At 67.1% G+C, this 18,071-nt stretch carries 17 protein-coding genes, 1 tRNA gene and 2 pseudogenes; 5 read left to right on the forward strand and 15 right to left on the reverse strand.

Translation table 11 applies throughout. The annotated features are described in order from the left end of the window. Positions 1 to 24 precede the first annotated feature (24 nt). The 6 genes and pseudogenes from QUE79_RS18855 to QUE79_RS18885 form a co-directional block, all read right to left on the reverse strand. A complete protein-coding gene (locus QUE79_RS18855; RefSeq protein WP_286344402.1) occupies positions 25 to 1,122 on the reverse strand; it encodes a Gfo/Idh/MocA family protein in 1,098 nt (365 codons plus the stop codon). Continuing rightward, positions 1,107 to 1,818, reverse strand: a pseudogene (locus QUE79_RS18860) (ThuA domain-containing protein). Before QUE79_RS18860 ends, QUE79_RS18855 begins: the two are co-directional and overlap by 16 nt. Further along, positions 1,805 to 2,701 carry a carbohydrate ABC transporter permease gene (locus tag QUE79_RS18865; RefSeq protein ID WP_286344403.1) on the reverse strand — a complete coding sequence of 299 codons (897 nt, stop codon included), beginning with the start codon at positions 2,699 to 2,701 and terminating at the stop codon, positions 1,805 to 1,807. Before QUE79_RS18865 ends, QUE79_RS18860 begins: the two are co-directional and overlap by 14 nt. Continuing rightward, a complete protein-coding gene (locus tag QUE79_RS18870; protein ID WP_286344404.1) occupies positions 2,698 to 3,666 on the reverse strand; it encodes a carbohydrate ABC transporter permease in 969 nt (322 codons plus the stop codon). The genes QUE79_RS18865 and QUE79_RS18870 overlap by 4 nt, the downstream gene beginning before the upstream one ends. A 703-nt stretch (positions 3,667 to 4,369) precedes the next feature. Continuing rightward, positions 4,370 to 5,029 carry an ABC transporter substrate-binding protein gene (locus QUE79_RS18880; RefSeq protein WP_286344405.1) on the reverse strand — a complete coding sequence of 220 codons (660 nt, stop codon included), beginning with the start codon at positions 5,027 to 5,029 and terminating at the stop codon, positions 4,370 to 4,372. 302 nt (positions 5,030 to 5,331) lie between these two features. Further along, positions 5,332 to 6,084: a sugar phosphate isomerase/epimerase family protein gene (locus QUE79_RS18885; RefSeq protein ID WP_286344406.1), complete on the reverse strand. Its 753-nt coding sequence runs from the start codon at positions 6,082 to 6,084 to the stop codon at positions 5,332 to 5,334. A 162-nt stretch (positions 6,085 to 6,246) separates the two neighbouring features. On the opposite strand from QUE79_RS18885, the gene QUE79_RS18890 reads away from it, so the two are divergent. Beyond that, complete coding sequence (locus QUE79_RS18890; RefSeq protein WP_286344407.1) at positions 6,247 to 7,437, forward strand: ROK family transcriptional regulator; 1,191 nt, start codon at positions 6,247 to 6,249, stop codon at positions 7,435 to 7,437. 68 nt (positions 7,438 to 7,505) lie between these two features. After that, a complete protein-coding gene (locus tag QUE79_RS18895) occupies positions 7,506 to 8,102 on the forward strand; it encodes a YqaJ viral recombinase family protein (protein ID WP_286346775.1) in 597 nt (198 codons plus the stop codon). On the opposite strand, the gene QUE79_RS18900 is transcribed toward QUE79_RS18895, so the two are convergent. Continuing rightward, positions 8,072 to 8,686 carry a Pr6Pr family membrane protein gene (locus QUE79_RS18900; protein ID WP_286344408.1) on the reverse strand — a complete coding sequence of 205 codons (615 nt, stop codon included), beginning with the start codon at positions 8,684 to 8,686 and terminating at the stop codon, positions 8,072 to 8,074. The genes QUE79_RS18895 and QUE79_RS18900 overlap by 31 nt on opposite strands. Before the next feature lie 178 nt (positions 8,687 to 8,864). On the opposite strand from QUE79_RS18900, the gene QUE79_RS18905 reads away from it, so the two are divergent. After that, on the forward strand, positions 8,865 to 9,854 hold the full coding sequence (locus QUE79_RS18905) for an NADP-dependent oxidoreductase (protein WP_286344409.1): 990 nt from the start codon (positions 8,865 to 8,867) through the stop codon (positions 9,852 to 9,854). 120 nt (positions 9,855 to 9,974) lie between these two features. On the opposite strand, the gene rplA is transcribed toward QUE79_RS18905, so the two are convergent. The 5 genes from rplA to QUE79_RS18930 all read right to left on the reverse strand — a co-directional run bounded on the left by rplA (position 9,975) and on the right by QUE79_RS18930 (position 12,913). After that, positions 9,975 to 10,664, reverse strand: coding sequence for a 50S ribosomal protein L1 (rplA, locus tag QUE79_RS18910; protein ID WP_286344410.1), 690 nt, complete (start codon positions 10,662 to 10,664; stop codon positions 9,975 to 9,977). Between the two features lie 93 nt (positions 10,665 to 10,757). Then, entirely contained in the window at positions 10,758 to 11,189 is a 432-nt protein-coding gene (gene rplK / locus QUE79_RS18915) for a 50S ribosomal protein L11 (RefSeq protein WP_286344411.1), read from the reverse strand. A gap of 127 nt (positions 11,190 to 11,316) precedes the next feature. After that, positions 11,317 to 12,360 (reverse strand): transcription termination/antitermination protein NusG, encoded by a 1,044-nt coding sequence (nusG, locus tag QUE79_RS18920; protein WP_286344412.1) that lies wholly within the window; start codon positions 12,358 to 12,360, stop codon positions 11,317 to 11,319. Positions 12,361 to 12,470: 110 nt separating this feature from the next. Continuing rightward, entirely contained in the window at positions 12,471 to 12,752 is a 282-nt protein-coding gene (gene secE / locus QUE79_RS18925; protein WP_286344413.1) for a preprotein translocase subunit SecE, read from the reverse strand. 88 nt (positions 12,753 to 12,840) lie between these two features. Beyond that, positions 12,841 to 12,913: transfer RNA gene (locus QUE79_RS18930), tRNA-Trp, on the reverse strand. 188 nt (positions 12,914 to 13,101) lie between these two features. Here QUE79_RS18930 and QUE79_RS18935 point away from each other — a divergent pair. Then, a complete protein-coding gene (locus tag QUE79_RS18935) occupies positions 13,102 to 14,319 on the forward strand; it encodes a pyridoxal phosphate-dependent aminotransferase (protein ID WP_286344414.1) in 1,218 nt (405 codons plus the stop codon). Between the two features lie 544 nt (positions 14,320 to 14,863). Here the strand turns inward: QUE79_RS18935 and QUE79_RS18940 are convergent. The 3 genes and pseudogenes from QUE79_RS18940 to QUE79_RS18950 form a co-directional block, all read right to left on the reverse strand. After that, positions 14,864 to 15,942, reverse strand: a pseudogene (locus QUE79_RS18940) (UDP-N-acetylmuramate dehydrogenase). 23 nt (positions 15,943 to 15,965) lie between these two features. Next, entirely contained in the window at positions 15,966 to 16,403 is a 438-nt protein-coding gene (locus QUE79_RS18945; RefSeq protein WP_286344415.1) for a MaoC/PaaZ C-terminal domain-containing protein, read from the reverse strand. Beyond that, positions 16,400 to 16,846, reverse strand: coding sequence for an FAS1-like dehydratase domain-containing protein (locus QUE79_RS18950; protein ID WP_286344416.1), 447 nt, complete (start codon positions 16,844 to 16,846; stop codon positions 16,400 to 16,402). Before QUE79_RS18950 ends, QUE79_RS18945 begins: the two co-directional genes overlap by 4 nt. A 361-nt stretch (positions 16,847 to 17,207) precedes the next feature. Here QUE79_RS18950 and QUE79_RS18955 point away from each other — a divergent pair, with 361 nt between their 5' ends. Next, a complete protein-coding gene (locus tag QUE79_RS18955; protein WP_286344417.1) occupies positions 17,208 to 18,056 on the forward strand; it encodes a UbiA family prenyltransferase in 849 nt (282 codons plus the stop codon). The last annotated feature ends 15 nt before the right edge of the window (positions 18,057 to 18,071 follow it).

Here is an 18,071-nt window from a genome sequence, read left to right on the forward strand (position 1 = left end):
TCGCGCCGATCGGTGTCGCTCGGCCTACCAGGTTTCGGGGTTCGCCCCGTGCGGCACGGGGTCGGGCCGCTCGACGGTACTGGTCAGTTCCACCACGCGCTTCTCGTCGCTGGAACGCAGGATCGCGTCCATCGCCTCGAGGACGTGGAAGGCGAGCCGGCCGGAGGCCCGGTGCGGGCGGTCGGTCTCGATGGCTCGCGCCATGTCGGCGAGTCCGTAGCCGCGACCGGCATCGTCGTAGCCGGCCGAGACCGGCACTTCGGTGAACTCGGGCGCGTCGCTGGTCGAGATCTCGACGGGGTCCGAGAAGCGGTTCGGGTCGGGAACCGCCAGCGTGCCCTTCGTGCCGTAGACCTCGAACAGCGGCGACCGGGTCGCCCACACCTCGAAGCTCACGGTGACGGTCGAGGTGACGCCCGAGGCGTGCTCGAGCAGGGCACTGACGTGCGTGTCGACGTCGACCGGGATCGCCGTCCCTTCGAGAGGCCCGGTCTCGACCTTGCGCTCCCGGGTCGACCTCGTCGCGAGCCCCGAGACGCGCGCGATCGGACCGAACAGCGTCACCAGGCTGGTCAGGTAGTAGGGCGCCATGTCGAAGAGAGGCCCGCCTCCCGGCTGGTAGTAGAACAGCGGCGACGGGTGCCAGCGCTCGTGACCCGGGGCCGACCAGTGGACCTGAGCCGCGACGGGATCGCCGATGGCCCCGCTGTCGAGCACCTGGCGCGCGGTCTGGATGCCGGTGCCGAGCACGGTGTCGGGTGCGCTTCCGACGCGGAGCCCCTTCTCGTCGGCGAGTTCGAGCATCGGCAGAGCCTCCTCGGGCGAGAGGCCGAGCGGCTTCTCGGCGAAGACGTGCTTGCCGGCCTTCAGGGCCCGCGTGCCGACCTCGACGTGCGCCGCCGGGATGGTGAGGTTCACGATCGCATCGATGGCAGGATCCGCGAGCAGTTCGTCGACGGTGAGCGCCGCGACGCCCTGCTCGTCGGCGACCTGCTTCGTGCGGGCAGCGTCGATGTCGGCCACCGCCGTCAGGTGGAGCCCGGGCAGCTTCGGGAAGCTCGCGAAGTACTGCTCGGAGATCTTGCCGACTCCGATGATGCCGACTTTCAGCGGGACGCCCACAGCAGCCCCTTTCGATGATGGTGCGGACGTTGGTGTCTTCGAGGATGTCGACGTGGTGCCCGGGCGTCGAGACGAAGATCCGCCCCGCACCCCACTGCCTGGTCCAGATCGCGGGCGAGGTGACTTCGCGGTTCCAGGGTCCCACGGCCGCACCGCCTGCGTCGTCGTGGCCAGCACGTCGATGTAGTCGTCGTGAAGCACCCAGTACTGCTCGGTGGTCAGCTCGAAGTCGCCGATGCCCTCCGTGATCGGATGCGTCGCCGCCGCGTCCGTCATATGCACCGTGTAGGGCACGTAGTTGTCGGACTGCTCGCCGATCCGCTCCTCGGGAGCTTTTCCCGGGTGCGTCGCGAACTGGCCGCCGATCATGTGCAGGTAGTCGGAGTTGTTGCGATAGGAGTCGGCGATTCCGCCGTGCCAGCCACCGAGGCCGGTGCCGTTCTCGACGGCCAGGCGGAGTCCTTCGAACTCCTCCTTCTCGATGGTGGACATCGTCACCGACTGGACGATGAGGTCGACGGTGTCGAGGTAGTCGCCGTCGGTGTAGATCGCCGGGGACTCCTCGATCCTGACCTCGTAACCGTTCTCCTTCAGGAACGGGACGAACAGGTCGGTGGCTTCGACAGGCTGGTGTCCGTCCCAGCCGCCGCGGACCACGAGGGCCCTCTTGGTCGGGGTGAGATCAACGTCCGGCAAGCGAGCCGCCGATTCCGCCGACCGAGAAGTACCGGTTCAGGAACGAGAACAGGATGATCGGGGGCAGCATCATCACGACCGCGACGGCCATGACGAGACCCCAGTTCGTCGCGTTCTGCTGGAAGAACGTCTCGAGCCCGACCGGCAGCGTGTAATTCGGGTCGGAACGCAAGAACACCAAAGCGATCAAGTAATCATTCCACGCGAGCAGGAACGCGAAGATCGCCGTCGACAAAATACCCGGGAGAGAGTTGCGCAGCACGATACGGGTGAAGGACCCGAACAAGGAAGCACCATCCATCCAGGCCGCCTCCTCGAGAGCGATCGGGATCGAGTCGTAATACGCCGCCATCATCCAGATCGCGACCGACATCGTCGAACCGACATAGATGATCGTGACACCGACGAGGTTGTCGACGAGATTGAACTTCGCGAACAGGATGAACAACGGAATCACCGCGGACACGACCGGCAACGACTGGACCACGAACAACACCAGCGAATACCCCGACACGAGCTTGTTCCGTGCCCGCGACAACACATACCCGGCCGGAGCGGCGACAGCGACCGCGATGACGACCGTGACCACCGTGACCGTGAGACTGTTCGTCAACCAGGTCACCACCGCGGTCTGCGTGAAGATCGACGAGTAATTCTCCAGCGTGAAGTTCCCCTTCACCGTCGACCCCAGCGAGGGCTGGAACGACAACCCCACGACGGCGATGATCGGAACCAACACCAACGCCGTGATGACGACGATCAGCGCGAAACGCCACCACCCGCCGCGCTTGCGCTGCTCGGTCTGAGTACGGCGACGAGTCGCCGTGACCGAACCAGCGGCCTGGTCTTTGACGCGAGCGCGTCGGACACTGAGCGTGCTCATTCGACGTTCACCTTTCGGATCTGGCGGTACAAAACCACCGAGATGATGACCAACACGAGCGTCATGACGAACGCGATCGCGATGCCAGGGCCGGTCTGGAAGTTCTGGAACACGGTCAGATACGCCAACACGACCAACGACTGAGTCGCGTTCACCGGACCACCACCGGTCAGCAAGAAGATCGTCGGGAAATCATTCACGCAGAAAATCGTCATCAAGATCCACGACACGAACGTGGTCCGGGCGATCATCGGCATCGTGATGAACCGGAAACCCTGCCAATTACTGGCACCATCGACCTTCGCCGCCTCGTACACATTGGTATCCACCGACGCCAACGCCGACGACATCATCATCATCATGAACGGGAACGAGATCCACACCTTGAAAACGCACACGACGATCTTCGCCAGCGTCGGATCCGCGAGGAACAACACGTTCCCGAAACCGAGATGCGCGAACAGGATCGGCAACGGCGACTGCGGCGTCGCGACCAACCAGTTCCACGACGTCGCCGACACCACCACCGGAACGATCCACGGCAACAACAACAACACCTTGAACAAACCATTCGCCGGAATATGCGTGCGCAACAACAACGACAACGCCAGGCCCACGATCCACGACCCGAACACACCCACGATCGTGAAGACCAACGTGAACAACGCCGCGTTCCAGAACGACGCCTGAGTCAAAATGTCCGTGTAGTTCTTCAACCCCACGAACGGCCCCGAGTCCAACAAGGTCCCGTTATGCAGAGACTGAATGAACGCGTAGATCACCGGATACAAATTGATCAACAACAACAAGACCAACGACGGCAACGCGAACGCCAACAACGTCCACGTCCGCGGCGTGAACCGCTTCGACTTACGCACCGGACGAGGCGCGCCCGACCCAGAGCCGGAAACACCGACCCCACGCCGGGCACGCCTCAAATTCTCAGCGACGCTAGAGACCGACATGCTTCACTCCTTCGTGACGGACTGGGATGAACGGCCACGCCGCACGGGGATCAGGACGCCTTGATGGCGTTCTGCAGGGTGGTCAGCGCCTCTTTCGAGGTGACCTTGCCGCCGAGGATCGACTGCGTGAAGTTGGTCATCGCCGGCGTGCCGTCGACGGCCGTGACACCCTCGAACAGTGCGTCCCCGCCGGGAGCGGCCCAGGTCTTCGAGATGGGCTGCCAGTCGTTGATGACCTTGACGGCGTTGGCGTTGGCCTTGAAGCCGGCGGTGTCGGCGATCGACTTGAGGACGGGGAGACCGATGCCAGTGCTCTTGGTCCACAGCGGGGACATGTTCTTGTAGTAGTACGTCAGGAACGCCTCGCTGTCTTTCTGCGAGGGGGTGTTCTTGTACATCATGATGTTGTTCGGGAAGAAGAGCGCGCCCTTCTTGCCCGAGGGGCCCGTCAGCGGGTCGCCGACCAGGAGGTCGCCGATGGCCGAGCCGCCGACGTTCTGGTCGAGGGCCGCGCCGTCCCAGCCGAAGCCGAACTTCTTCGCCTTCCACTGAGCCTGGACGTTGGCGCTCGTGTACGTGGCGGACGCGGGGTCGGTGTAGCCCTTCTTCACCAGTTCGAGCATGAAGTCCATGGCCTCGATGTTGGCGCTCGTGACGCAGTTGGCCTTCTGGTTCTCGTCGAAGAGGCCGCCGCCGTTGTTGATCATGAAGCTGACCATGATGTGCGAGCCGGTGAAGTTGCCGGAGCCGGAGCCCTGACCCCAGCCGTAGACGCCGATCTTCTTGAGCGCGGCACAGACGTCGAGGTAGCTCTGCCAGTCGGTGGGGGCTGGACGCCCGCCTTCGCGAGGAGCGACTTCGAGTACCACGACACGCGCATGTCGAGGTTGTAGGGGACGGCCGCGTAGCCGTTCTTGGTCTTCATCGTGTCGACCAGACCGGGGAGGAAGTCGTCGTAGATCCCGTTCTTCTTCCAGCTGTCGAGAAGGTCGTCGGCGTAAGCGATCTTGCCCTGCGCCGCGTACTGGAAAGCCTGCGTACCACCGCCGGAGGAGACGGCGGGCCCGGTGTTCGAGGCGATCGCTGACGAGAAGGTCTGGGTGAAGTTGGCCCACTGGATGACCTGGTAGGTCGACTTGGGGAGGCCGCTGGCCGGCTTGTAGGCGACGGCGATCTGCTTGTCGAGCGTGTTGAAGGTCGTGTTGCCCCAGGGCATGTTCCAGAACTTCAGAGTCTTGGAGCTGGATCCCTTGCCGCCGCCGCCGGAGGTGCAGGCAGCCAGGAGGGCTACGGCCGAGACTCCCGCCGCGCCGCCGAGGAAAGCTCGGCGGGAGAAGGCGGAAGTCGTGATCTTGGTTGGCATGGTCGGTGTCCTTCCGGCCCCAGCAGCTTTGCTGACGCCTATTCCTCTTTGAATAAGAACTGTGTTGCAGTGAAACTTTCGGGCTTCGGGCGGCTTCTTTTGGCCGCCGACGGCCCCGTCAACCACTTGCTGGCATCATCTTCACCGAACGATCCGGCGAAGTCAACGACAATTTGCTGCGGTTATCCCATCGTTATTCGATGAGGTGGCACCAATCGAGCACGAAAGTTTCGTAAGTAGTCGATTGTGTTTCGCCATCCGAGGATGACGAAAGACGGATGCTCAGAGACGAGCCCGGTGGTTCAGGCGCGAATCTTCTCGAGGAAGGCGAGGCTCTCTTCGAGGGCGGTGAAGATGTCGCCCTCGTGGTCGTCGAGCTCGATGACGGGCAGCGCCTGTGGCGCGGCGCGGAGGATGTCGCGGATGGGCAGGACGCCTCGCCCGACTGCGACCTGCTCCTTGTCGTTCTTGGTCTTCGGGCCGTCCTTGACGTGGAGGAACTGGACACGATCGCCGAGGCGCGCGAGCAGCTCGGGCGCGTCGACGCCGCCCACCTCCGCCCAGTAGGTGTCGACCTCCAGGACGACTCCGGCCGGCAGGGCCCCGGCCAGGATCTCGAGAGCGGGCACGCCGTCGATGAGGTTCTCCAGCTCGAAGGCGTGGTTGTGGTAGCCGACGCTCAGATCATGCTCGGCCGCGCGGTCGGCGACGGACCCGAGGTCGCGAGCGATGCTCTCGACGTCTTCTCTCGTGATCCAGCGCGTCTCATCGATGTGGGGGTCGATGATCGTCGAGACCCCGAGCCGCTTGGCCGCGGCGAAGATCGGGTCGAGCTCGTCTTTCGCTGCGGCGGCGACGAGGCCCGCGTGAGCGCTGGGAGCCGAAAGACCGGAGGCGGGAAGCAGTTCGGCGTACTCGTCGACGCGCTCGACGAAACCCCATGGCTCGACCTTCGTGAAGCCGAGGGCTGCGAGCCGGGCGAGGGTACCCGGGAGATCGTCGGCGATGGCCGACCGGACCGTATAGAGCTGAACCGAAGGTGGGACGGTTGACACCTGTTTGTCTCCTCATCGAGCGACGTTTGCGGTGGCGACCCGAGGGGGTCGCCGTCGACCGACACTCACCCTATGGCCACTTCTGTCGAGGCGCAAGCAAAAGATGCAAGACGCTCGACAGCTTTCTCCTCCCGGGAGCTGAAGCTGTGGTTAACTCCTCTCATGTCAGACGCGATGCGCACGTCTGTCCTCGGCACGACGGGGGCGGGCGACCTCTTCCAGCTCCTGCGAGACGGACGACCGCGCACCCGAGCCGAGCTCGCCGCCCTGACCGGTCTCGCGCGATCCACCATCGGCCTCCGCCTCGACTCGCTCACCGACCTGGGCCTCATCGGGCCCGTGGCCGACGCCGTGTCGACCGGCGGCCGGCCGCCGTCCCGGGTCGCGCTTCGCCCGTCTTCGCGAGTCGTCCTGGCCGCCGACCTCGGCGCGAGCCACGCGCACGTCGCGATCAGCGATCTCATGGGCGCCGAGCTCCTGAGCCACCGCGAAGAGCTCGAGATCGGCCTCGGCCCCGAACACGTGCTGGGCTGGATGATCGAGCACGCCGACGCGCTGCTCGCCGAGCTCGGAAAGACCCGTCGCGACCTCATCGCCGCCGGCATCGGCCTGCCCGGGCCGGTCGAATTCTCCACCGGCCGCCCGGTCAACCCGCCGATCATGCCCGGCTGGGACGCCTTCGACGTGCCGGGCTGGGTGCAGCAGCACATCGACGTCCCCGTGTTCGTCGACAACGACGTCAACATCATGGCCCTGGGCGAGCGTCAGCACTCGTGGCCGGACGTCGATCACCTCTTCTTCCTCAAGGTCGCCACCGGAATCGGCTCCGGCATCATCTCGGGCGGGCAGCTCCAGCGCGGCGCGCAGGGCATCGCCGGCGACATCGGCCACATCCCCGTCTCGCGAGGTGCGGGCATCGCCTGCCGCTGCGGCAACACCGGCTGCCTCGAGGCCGTCGCCTCCGGGCCGGCGATCGCCGCCGGTCTGCGTCGCGAGGGCGTCGAGGCGGCATCCGGATCCGACGTGATCGAACTCGTCCGCGGCGGCGACATCGACGCCGTGCGGGCCGTCCGGCAGGCAGGGCGCGACATCGGCGAGGTACTCACGACCTGCGTCAGCCTCATCAACCCGTCGGTGATCGCCATCGGGGGGTCGATGGCGGAGGCCGGCGAGCATCTGCTCGCGGGGGTCCGCGAAGTCGTCTACTCGCGCTCGATGCCGCTCTCGACCGAACACCTCACCATCGTGGCCTCGCGGGCGGGCGACGACTCCGCGATCCTCGGCGCCAGCATGCTGGCCATTCACTACGCGCTGTCGCCGTCCGGCCTCGACACGCTCGCCGCCTCCTCCTGAATCTGCCCCTCGATCGCCTTTCGTCGAGAGACAATGGTCGGGTGACCCTCGTTCAGCCGACCCTCTCCCTGTGGGACGAACCGGCTGAGCCCACCCTCAACCACAGGCAACGCGTGCTCGCCGACTCGACCGATCGCGTCGCGTGGCTCCGGGCTCGGAGCCGCGGCATCACCGCCACCGACGTGGCCCGGCTGTCGAGCGCGGCAGCCGTCCAGGCCGTCGTGCTCGACAAGCTCTACGGCAACGGCTTCCGCGGCAACGACTACACCGACCACGGTCGGGCCCGTGAGCCCGTGATCGCTCGCTGGGTGAGCCGCAACCACGCCATCGAGCCGAGCAGCCTCCTCTTCCATGCGCAGGGCCAGAAGCTCCATCTGGCCACACCCGACGGCGTCGCCGAGCGTTCCGACGGCACCGTGGTGCTCTGCGAGATCAAGACGACGTCGAAGGCCTGGCGAAGCATCCCGCGCTCGTACCTCCGTCAGGTCTGGTGGCAGCAGTACGTCCTCGGTGCCGAGCGCACCCTCGTCGTGTGGGAACAGCACGTCGACTTCGTCCCACTCGCCGGCCCGCCGGAGTGCCAGTGGGTCGAGCGCGACGACAACGAGATCCACCAGCTGGTGAACCTCGCCGATCAGGTGCTGGAGACGCTCGCCCGCTCCTGACGAGGCAGGTCGGAGTCGGGGCGCAGGATCCGCAGGCGGCTGACCCAGATCACGAGCGCCGACATTCCGACGACGAACGCCGTGATCGCGATGCAGTAGAGCGTCACGGAGCCGGCGCCGATCGTGACGACGTTCAAGAACGGGTACGGCACGAAGTCCTGGCCCCGGAGCAGGATCACGATGAGCCAGATCACCGGGTAGATCAGGAAGTACCAGAGCCTCTTCCACGCGATCGACGAGCGGTCTCCGAACAGGATCCACTGGAGGACGGCCACGACGGGGATCACGCGGTGGAGGATGTTGTTCGACCAGGCCACGTTGAAATCGCCGAGCGGGCCGTTGGCCAGCAGGAGGTTGTAGACCACTCCGGTCGTCGCGATGTACGTGATGGTCGCGGCGTGGGCGACGGTCAGCCATCCCGGCTGCGAGCGGGAACGCAGCCCATACGCCGCCGCGACGAGGAAGACCGCGCCGACGAAGATGTTGCTCTGGATCGTGAAATACCCGAAGAAGTTCACGAAGCGGTAGCCGGGATCGTTCTGGCTCTCGATCCACTGGGCCGTGATGGCCACGATGATTGCCACGGCCGCAGCCACGCGGAGAAGTGCGAAGAGTTGTCTCACACGCCCGAGGGTACCGAGCAGATGGATAGTTTCCCGAGCAGTGACACCCCTGAAACACAGCGGACTCATCGTCCGCCTTTACTGAGAGGAGCAAAGGCGCCTGACCCGACAGCCGCACGAATCGACGATGGAGAGCTCGATGACGACGACGACCGAAAGTCCGGCGATGACCAGCACGATGCGCGCCGTGGTGATCACCGAGAACGGCGGCCCGGACGTCCTGACGCCGGCGGACATCCCGACGCCGGGGCGCCAGGGCTCCGAGGTCCTCATCCGGGTGGTCGCCGCCGGCGTGAACCCGTTCGATGTCGAGGCGCGCAAGGGCCTGGCAGGACGATGCGGCTCACCGGAGCTACCGGCGGTCCTGGGTTGCGACTTCAGCGGAGTCGTCGTCGAGAGCCCGTATGCGGCTCACCCGCTGAAGCCGGGATACGAGGTCTACGGCGTCGCCTCCGTCCCGCGATCACCCGGCGCCTACGCGGAATACGTCAGTGTCCCGGCGCTCCAGGTGGCTCGCAAGCCGAAGTCCCTCTCGCACCTGGAGGCCGCCGGTGTGCCCCTCGCCGCCCTCACCGCGTGGGGTCTCGTCGTCGACGTCGCGAAAGCGCACGAGGGCCAGCGCATCCTGATCCAGGCGGGTGCCGGCGGCGTGGGCCACTTCGCCGTCCAGTTCGCCGCCTACTTCGGAGCGCACGTCATCACGACCGGATCACCGCGCAACGCCAGCTGGCTGCGGCAACTCGGTGCGACCCAGGTGATCGATCACACCACGCACCGCTTCGAGAGCGAGGTCTCGCAGGTCGACGTGGTGATCAACCTCGTCGACGATGCCGACGTCGCGAGCCGTTCGCTCGACGTGATCCGCCCGGGCGGCCTGCTGGTGCACGTGCCCGTCGGAGACATGGCCGGACTCGACGACAGCGCGACGGCCGCGGGCGTCCGGTTCACCGACTACGCGATGGCGCCGGATGCCACGTGCCTGGCCATCATCGCCCGACTGCTCGACTCCGGCGACGTCAGCGTGTACGTCGACGACGTCTACGACCTCGAAGACGTCGCGGATGCGCACCGCCTTCTCGAGCGCGGACACACCCGGGGAAAGCTGGTGCTCAAGATCGCCGAGGACTGATCGCCGGATCGGCAGTCTTCGGGGACGACGAAGGGCCCGCACCTCGTGAGGTGCGGGCCCTTCGTGCAAGCCTTGAGGCCCACCCGAGCGCCGCCGTCGAACGGTGGCGCCTACCGGAGGCTACAGAGCGTTGACGTCGAGGGGGATGCCAGGACCGAAGGTGGTCGAGACGGTGCCCTTGGTGATGTAGCGGCCCTTGGAGGAGGACGGCTTGAGGCGCGTGACCTCGTCGAGAGCGGTGTCGAGGTTGGCGTTGAGCTGCTCTTCGGAGAAGCCGGCCTTTCCGATGACGAAGTGCACGTTGGCGTGCTTGTCGACGCGGAACTCGATCTTGCCGCCCTTGATGTCGTTCACGGCCTGAGCGACGTTCGGGGTGACGGTGCCGGTCTTCGGGTTCGGCATGAGGCCGCGGGGGCCGAGAACCTTACCGAGACGACCGACCTTGCCCATGAGCTCGGGCGTCGAGACGGCCGAGTCGAACGACGTGTAGCCGCCGGCGACCTTCTCGATGAGCTCGTCGCCGCCGACCTCGTCGGCGCCGGCAGCGATGGCGGCCTCGGCCGCAGCGCCCGTCGCGAAGACGATGACGCGAGCGGTCTTGCCGGTGCCGTGGGGCAGGATGACGGTGCCGCGCACCATCTGGTCGGCCTTGCGCGGGTCGACGCCGAGCTTCAGCGCGACCTCGACGGTCGAGTCGAACTTCTTGGAACCGGTCTCACGAGCGACGGCGACGGCCTCGCTGGTGCTGTAGAACTTGCCTGCCTCGATCTTCTCGGCAGCGGCGCGGTACGCCTTTGACTTCTGAGCCATGTGAAATCTCCTGATTTCGAGAGCGTGGTAACGAGCCTGGCCGGCTCTCCCACTGGATGTCTTGGGGGGTGTCGTGCGAGTGGGCGGTGAGGCCTACGCGTCGACGGTGATGCCCATGGAACGAGCGGTGCCGGCGATGATCTTCGCCGCAGCGTCGATGTCGTTGGCGTTGAGGTCGGCCTGCTTGGCGGTGGCGATCTCGCGGACCTGCTCCTGCGTCAGCTTGCCCACCTTGACGGTGTGCGGCGTGGCGGAACCCTTGGCGAGACCGGCGGCCTTCTTGATGAGCTCGGCGGCCGGGGGCGTCTTGAGGATGAACGTGAACGAACGGTCTTCGTAGACGGTGATCTCGACGGGGACGACGTTGCCGCGCTGCGACTCGGTCGCGGCGTTGTACGCCTTGCAGAACTCCATGATGTTCACGCCGTGCTGACCCAGGGCCGGGCCGATGGGCGGGGCGGGGTTCGCGGCGCCGGCGTTGATCTGAAGCTTGATCAGACCCGTGACCTTCTTTTTCGGTGCCATGTTGTTTTCCTTCTTTATGGGTTCGAACTCGTTGCGGTTGCAACGTGCTCTCCCGGACTGGGATGACCCGAAATCCGGTGGTGTGAAAAGCTGTGGTGCGGCCCGGCGGGAACCGGTCGCAATCGGCTCAGAGCTTGGTGACCTGGTCGAAGCTCAGCTCGACCGGCGTCTCGCGCTCGAACAGCGAAACGAGCACCGTGAGCTTACCCGATTCGGGCTTGATCTCGTTGATCGTTCCGGGAAGTCCTGCGAACGAGCCCTCCTTGATCGTGATCGTCTCGCCGATCTCGAAGTCGACCTCTGCGGGGATGACCCGCTGGGCGGCCTTGCCACCCTTCGCTCCGCCCTTGGCGGCCGGTGCGGCCTCCTGCACCTGGACGAGGCTCTTCAGCATGTTGAAGGCCTCCTCGAAGCGCAGCGGCGTCGGGTTGTGGGCGTTGCCCACGAAGCCGGTGACACCGGGGGTGTGACGGACGACCGACCAGCTGTCTTCGTTGAGGTCCATGCGGACGAGGACGTAACCGGGGATGCGAACGCGCGTGACGAGCTTGCGCTGACCGTTCTTGATCTCGACGACGTCCTCCATCGGGACCTCGACCTGGTAGATGAAGTCTTCCATCGTGAGCGAGACCATGCGGTTCTCGATGTTCTGCTTCACGCGACGCTCGAACCCGGCGTAGGAGTGGATGACGTACCACTTGCCCGGCTTGCCGCGGAGCTCGTAGCGGAAGGCCTCGTACGGGTCGACCTCGGTCTCTTCTTCTTCTTCGGCATCGGCCGCGTCGGTCTCGGCGGCCTCGATGTCGGAGACGGCGTCGAACGCGCCCGCGGCGTCGCCCTCGGCCTGGAGGTCTTCTGCCACCTCTTCGGCTTCGTCTTCGGTCGCCTCGACGGCCGCTTCGGCCTCGTCGCTGGAGTCGATGTCGAGAGCATCGTCGACGACCGCGTCGGCCTGCTCGTCTTTCGCCTCGTCGAGACTGTCGAGCAGCTCGTCGAGGTTGACGACGTCGGACGCACCGGACTCGTCGTCGACCTCGAGGGCCTCGTGCTCGGCGGAGTCGACGGACAGCTCGTCGGCCGTCTGCGTCGAGCCCTCTTGGACCTCTTCGACCTCGGAGGACTGCTCGGCGGCGGTGGCGAGATCGATGTCGTCGCGCTCGTTCTTCGGCAAGGGTTCTTCTTTCGGTGGAATGGGGCGGGTCGCCTCGTGGAGTGGGACGCCCGGGGTCGTGATCGGGTGGGCAGGTGGGTCAGGCCGCGAGGAAGGCGACCGACAGCTCACTAGCTCGCATTGACGCCGTTACCGAACACGTACTGGACGAGGAAGCCGAACAGCGTGTCGAGGCCGAACACGAGCGCCATCATGATGACGACGAAGACCAACACGACGAGCGTGTAGCTGACCAGCTCTTTGCGGGTCGGGGTGACGACCTTCTTGAGCTCGTTGATGACCTGGCGCAGGAAGAGCGCGATGCGCGCAAAACGACCGCGGCGCGCTGCACCGTCGGCTCTCGCGATCGCGACGACGTCCTCGCTGGGAACGTCTACGTCTTTTCTCGCCACTGTCGTACTTACCTTCCGAGCTTCGGCCTGGAGTTCTGTTGAGCGCCAGGGCCTTCGTCCAATTCGTACGTCTGCACGAAGCGGGCTGCAGGGCGGACAGGACTTGAACCTGCAACCTGCGGTTTTGGAGACCGCTGCTCTACCAATTGAGCCACCGCCCTTTGGATACCGGAACCCCCGGCCTTTCGGCACGAACTTCGCCCCGCTACCTTCGCAGGGCAGAGAAAAGCTTGGTGGATTCCACCACCGCAGACAAGTGTAGGTGACCCACCTGGGCAAGTAAAGTTGGGCGCCGGGCTCGGCATGTCGCCCCGTGTCACACGGCGAAGCCTCCCGTTAGGCTGTGCGGGTGAACAGCGCCGACTCCCGTGTCCGTCTTCCCCGCCTCTCCACTCGCATCGCCGCGATTGCGGAATCGGCGACGCTCAAGGTCGATGCGAAGGCGAAGGCTCTCCAGGCCGAAGGCAAGCACGTCATCAGCTACGCCGCGGGCGAACCGAACTTCGCCACGCCCGAGCACATCGTCGAAGCGGCGGTCGTCGCCGCTCGCGACCCGAAGAACCATCGCTACACGCCGGCCGCCGGACTCCCCGACCTCCGCGAGGCGATCGCGCAGAAGACCCTGCGCGACAGCGGCACCCACGTGACGGCGTCGCAGGTCATCGTCACCAACGGCGGCAAGCAGGCCGTCTACCAGTCGTTCGCCGCGATCGTCGACGACGGCGACGAGGTGATCCTGCCCACCCCGTACTGGACCACGTACCCCGAGGCCGTGAAGCTCGCCGGCGGCGTCCCCGTCGACGTCTTCGCCGGCGCCGACCAGGGCTACCTCGTCACGGTCGACCAGCTCGAGGCCGCGCGCACGGCCCGCACGAAGGTCCTGCTGTTCGTCTCGCCGTCGAACCCGACCGGCGCCGTCTACTCCGAAGAGCAGACCCGCGCCATCGGCGAGTGGGCGCTGGAGCACGGCATCTGGGTGATCACCGACGAGATCTACCAGAACCTCGTCTACGACGGCGTCAAGGCCGTCTCGATCACGCAGGCCGTTCCCGAGCTGCTCGACACCGCGATCCTGGTCAACGGCGTCGCCAAGACCTACGCCATGACCGGCTGGCGGGTCGGCTGGATGGTGGCGCCCGCCGACGTCACCAAAGCGGCGTCGAACCTCCAGTCGCACCTCTCGTCGAACGTGTCGAACATCTCGCAGCGCGCTGCCCTCGCCGCGTTGACCGGCCCACAAGACTCGGTCGAGACCATGCGTCAGGCCTTCGACGCACGCCGCAAGACCATCGTGGCCGAGCTCAACACGATCCCCGGCGTCGTGACGCCGACACCCCAGGGCGCCTTCTACGTCTACCCCGACGTCACCGGCCTCCTGGGCCGGGAGTGGGGTGGGGTCACCCCCACGACGAGCCTCGAACTCGCCGACCTCATCCTCGACCAGGCCGAGGTCGCGACGGTGCCCGGGGAGGCCTTCGGGCCGAGCGGCTACCTGCGGCTGTCGTATGCGCTGGGTGACGACGCGCTCCTCGAAGGCGTCCACCGCCTCCAACGCCTCTTCGCCTAGCGCGGCGCCCGGGGGCGCGATCTGCCATGACGCCGCACCGCGCTCCCCGCTCAGCGCGGCGCCCGGAGGCGTGAGCTGCAAGGCGGAGGACGCCGCGCATGGCGGAGCCATTCGCAAGGACGACAACGCCGCAGACCGCCCCACCGCTCAGCGCGGCGCCCGGAGGCGTGAGCTGCAAGGCGGAGGACGCCGCGTATGGCGGAGCCATTCGCAAGGACGACAACGCCGCAGACCGCCCCACCGCTCAGCGCGGCGCCCGGAGGCGTGAGCTGCAAGGCGGAGGACGCCGCGTATGGCGGAGCCATTCGCAAGGACGACAACGCCGCAGACCGCCCCACCGCTCAGCGCGGCGCCCGGAGGCGTGAGCTGCAAGGCGGAGGACGCCGCGTATGGCGGAGCCATTCGCAAGGACGACAACGCCGCAGATCGCCCCACCGCTCAGCGCGGCGCCCGGAGGCGTGAGCTGCCAGGCGGAGGACGCCGCGTATGGCGGAGCCATTCGCAAGGACGACAACGCCGCAGATCGCGCCCCCGGGCGCCGCGCTCAGAGGGTGAGGCCGAGGAGGATCGGTTCGGGGTGAAGGACCACACCGAACTCCGCCGCCACCCGGCTCTGCACGTAGCGGGCCAGTTCGGCGACCTCGTCGGCCGTGGCGCCGCCCCGGTTCGTGATGGCGAGGGTGTGCTTGGTCGAGATCGCCGCGCCCGAGCCGGGCAGGTGGAACCCGCGCGCGATGCCGGCGTGCTCGATGAGCCAAGCGGCACTGAGCTTCACCGGCCCGGGGGTGAAGGTGGGCGGAGGCGCGGGTTTCTCGCCCAGCGGGACCACGCGATCCTGCGGTTCCGCCTGGGTCTCCCACCGCGGTGCGTCGGCCGGGACTCCTTCGAGGGCTTCGCGAGGCACGATCGGATTGGTGAAGAACGAGCCGCTCGAGGCGGTGTCGCGATCGGCAGGATCGAGGACCATTCCTTTCGACGCGCGCAGGTCGAGCACGCGGGCGCGCACGTCGGCGAGCGCCACCCGGGCGCCGAGCGGCACGTCGAGGGCGGTGGCGAGCTGCCCGAAGGCCACCGGGGCCGACACTCCCCGCCGTCGGCGAGGAGGAACTCGACGGCCGTGATGACCCCGAGGCGCGCAGGATCCGTGAGCCCCGGCTTGAACACGCTGGTCCGGTAGTCGAGGCCCAGGTTCGCGCGCGGGATGCGGAGGAACTCTGCCGTGTCGGCGTCGAGGAAGTCGACGCTGACGACGGTCTCGGAGACCTCCTGGCCGTACGCGCCGATGTTCTGGACCGGGGCCGCCCCGACGGAACCGGGGATGCCGCTCAGCGCTTCGATGCCCGACCAGCCGCGGGAGACGGTGAGCGCGACCAGTTCGTCCCACGGTTCGCCCGCGGCGACGCGGAGGCGCACCTCGCCCTCGGCCGCGTCGAGGACGTCGACCCCTCGGGTCGCGACGTGGATCACCGTGCCGGGGAAGCCCTCGTCGGATGCGACGAGGTTGGACCCTCCGCCGAGGACGAACCAGGGCTCTTCGGCGACGAACGCCTCGCGGGCCAGGGTGAGGAGCTCGTCGTGCGTCGTGGCCTCCACGAGGCGGGCAGGCGTTCCGCCGACCTGCATCGTGGTGAGCTCGGAGAGCTTCGTCACGCCCAGGCCACGCGCACCTGAGCCTTGCCCAGGACGGTCGCGCCTTCGAAGGTCACGGTGAGGTCGACGCGGGCCGTGTTCGCCTCGGGGTCGACCTGGCCGACCTTCGCGGTGACGGTCAGGACGGCGCCGTGAGCAGGATCGACGACGACCGGTCGCGTGAACCGCACCTGGTAGTCGGAGACCCACCCTCCGGCGGGGACGGCGTCGCCCTCGAGCCAGGAGACGACCGGCTGCACCGCCGTGCCCATGGTCAACATGCCGTGGGCGAGCACCCCGGGGAGGCCGACCGAGGCGGCGACGTCGTCGCGGTAGTGGATCGGGTTGAAGTCGCCCGAGGCTCCGGCGTAGCGCACGAGCGAGTCGCGCGTCAGCGTGAAGTCCTGCTCCGCGACGATCTGCCCGACCTCGAGGCCGGCGACCGCGGCGCTCATTCGTCGCCCCGGACGACGAGGGTCGAGGTGGTCGTGACGACGTGCTCGCCCTCACCGTCGACCATGACCGACTCGGCGGTGACCATCGAGTGGCCGCCCAGCGACTTGACGCTCGCCACGGTCAGGGTCGCGGTCAGTTCGTCGCCTGCGACGATCGGCCGCGAGTAGCTGAACCGCTGGTCGCCGTGCACGACGCGCGCGAAGTCGATGCCGGCGTCGGGAGCGGCGAGGAGCTGCTGGAGGGTGGCCTCCTGCACGACGATCGCGAACGTCGGCGGAGCCACGACATCGCGGAAGCCGGCGGCGCGCGCGGCCTCCGGATCGAGGGACAGGCGGCTCGTCGACGACGTCGCGCGAGCGAACTCGCGGATCTTCTCGCGACCGACGAGATAGGGACTCACGGACGGGAAGGACCGCCCCTGGAGCTCGGGGTTCACAGACACGCGGGCAAGTCTAGGACGTGGTGATCGTGACGCCGGAAATCGGCGGGAATCGAACGGGGCGACCCCTTCTCAGGAGACATTTCACGGCGTAGTATCGCGCTCACGTCTGGGATGGTAACTCGACGTGAGTGCCCGTTCAGATGACGCCGAAGAACGACCCTGGTTCTGATCCGCCGAGGATGCCTACGAGCATCCAAGGGTGCGGCGCCGTCCGGGTACCAGGTGTGCTCCGCCCGAGCGACTCGGTCGGGGCACACCGCCTCGTTAACGGCACGTCGGTGCGTTCGCGCCCCGCCCACCCCTGGGGCGTGTCTCTCGATTGACCGCAGGCGAGTCGAGAGACACGCCCTAGGCTGGGACGATGCTGAACAGAGCCCGGTATCTCGCGCTCTCGTCGCACCCTGGGCCGACGCTCGCTGTCACCGTCCTGTCGGGGCTGCTGGCGGCCTCCCTCGGGTACCCGGTCGCGCGGATCCTGGTGATCGCCCTCGCGATCCTGCTCGGTCAGCTCTCGATCGGATTCTCCAACGACTGGATCGACGCGGGGCGCGACTCCGCCACGGGGCGCACCGACAAGCCGGTCGCGCAGGGCCTCGTTCCGGTGGCGGATGTGCGGCGCGCCGCCGTCTCGACCCTCGTGATCGGACTCGCCGTCTCGATCGCCCTCGGGCCCGCCGCGGCGATCGCGCACGCCGTGCTGATCCTCTCCGGCTGGGCCTACAACGTGGGCCTCAAACGGACGCCGGCGTCCGTGCTGCCGTTCATCGTGAGCTTCGGGCTGCTCCCCGCCGTCATCACCCTCGCCGGTCAGGAGGGCGTGCCGCCCGCGCCGTGGGCGGTGCTCGTCGGCGCCGTGTTCGGGGTGTCGATCCACTTCACGAACGTCCTGCCCGACCTGGCCGACGACGCAGCGACCTCCGTGAGGGGCCTGCCCCACCGACTCGGCGCCCGGATCTCGGGCCTGGTCGCCTTCGGAGCTCTCGTCGTCGCCGCGCTCCTCGTCCTCGTCGGGCCGCTCGTGGCACATCCGGGGACGACCGTGACGCTCGCGTCGGTGATCGGCCTCGTCGTGTCGCTGGCCATTGCAGCGTGGGGCGTGTGGCTCGTCTCGACCCGCCCTCCCGGGAGACTGCTGTTCCGTCTCGTGATCCTGGCCTCGCTCGTGATCGCGGTCGAGCTGGTGCTCAGCGGAACCCGCCTGGCGTCGTAGCGGCCCCTTCGACGA

This window comes from Frondihabitans sucicola (assembly GCF_030296615.1).
In the GTDB taxonomy this organism is placed as follows: domain Bacteria; phylum Actinomycetota; class Actinomycetes; order Actinomycetales; family Microbacteriaceae; genus Frondihabitans; species Frondihabitans sucicola.

Coding starts and splice junctions, on each gene's coding strand:
- QUE79_RS18865 (WP_286344403.1), bottom strand. CDS start 2,701: ATGAGCACGCTCAGTGTCCGACGCGCTCGCGTCAAAGACCAGGCCGCT.
- QUE79_RS18870 (WP_286344404.1), bottom strand. CDS start 3,666: ATGTCGGTCTCTAGCGTCGCTGAGAATTTGAGGCGTGCCCGGCGTGGG.
- QUE79_RS18880 (WP_286344405.1), bottom strand. CDS start 5,029: ATGCCAACCAAGATCACGACTTCCGCCTTCTCCCGCCGAGCTTTCCTC.
- QUE79_RS18890 (WP_286344407.1), top strand. CDS start 6,247: ATGTCAGACGCGATGCGCACGTCTGTCCTCGGCACGACGGGGGCGGGC.
- QUE79_RS18905 (WP_286344409.1), top strand. CDS start 8,865: ATGACGACGACGACCGAAAGTCCGGCGATGACCAGCACGATGCGCGCC.
- rplA (WP_286344410.1), bottom strand. CDS start 10,664: ATGGCTCAGAAGTCAAAGGCGTACCGCGCCGCTGCCGAGAAGATCGAG.
- rplK (WP_286344411.1), bottom strand. CDS start 11,189: ATGGCACCGAAAAAGAAGGTCACGGGTCTGATCAAGCTTCAGATCAAC.
- QUE79_RS18945 (WP_286344415.1), bottom strand. CDS start 16,403: ATGAGCGCCGCGGTCGCCGGCCTCGAGGTCGGGCAGATCGTCGCGGAG.
- QUE79_RS18955 (WP_286344417.1), top strand. CDS start 17,208: ATGCTGAACAGAGCCCGGTATCTCGCGCTCTCGTCGCACCCTGGGCCG.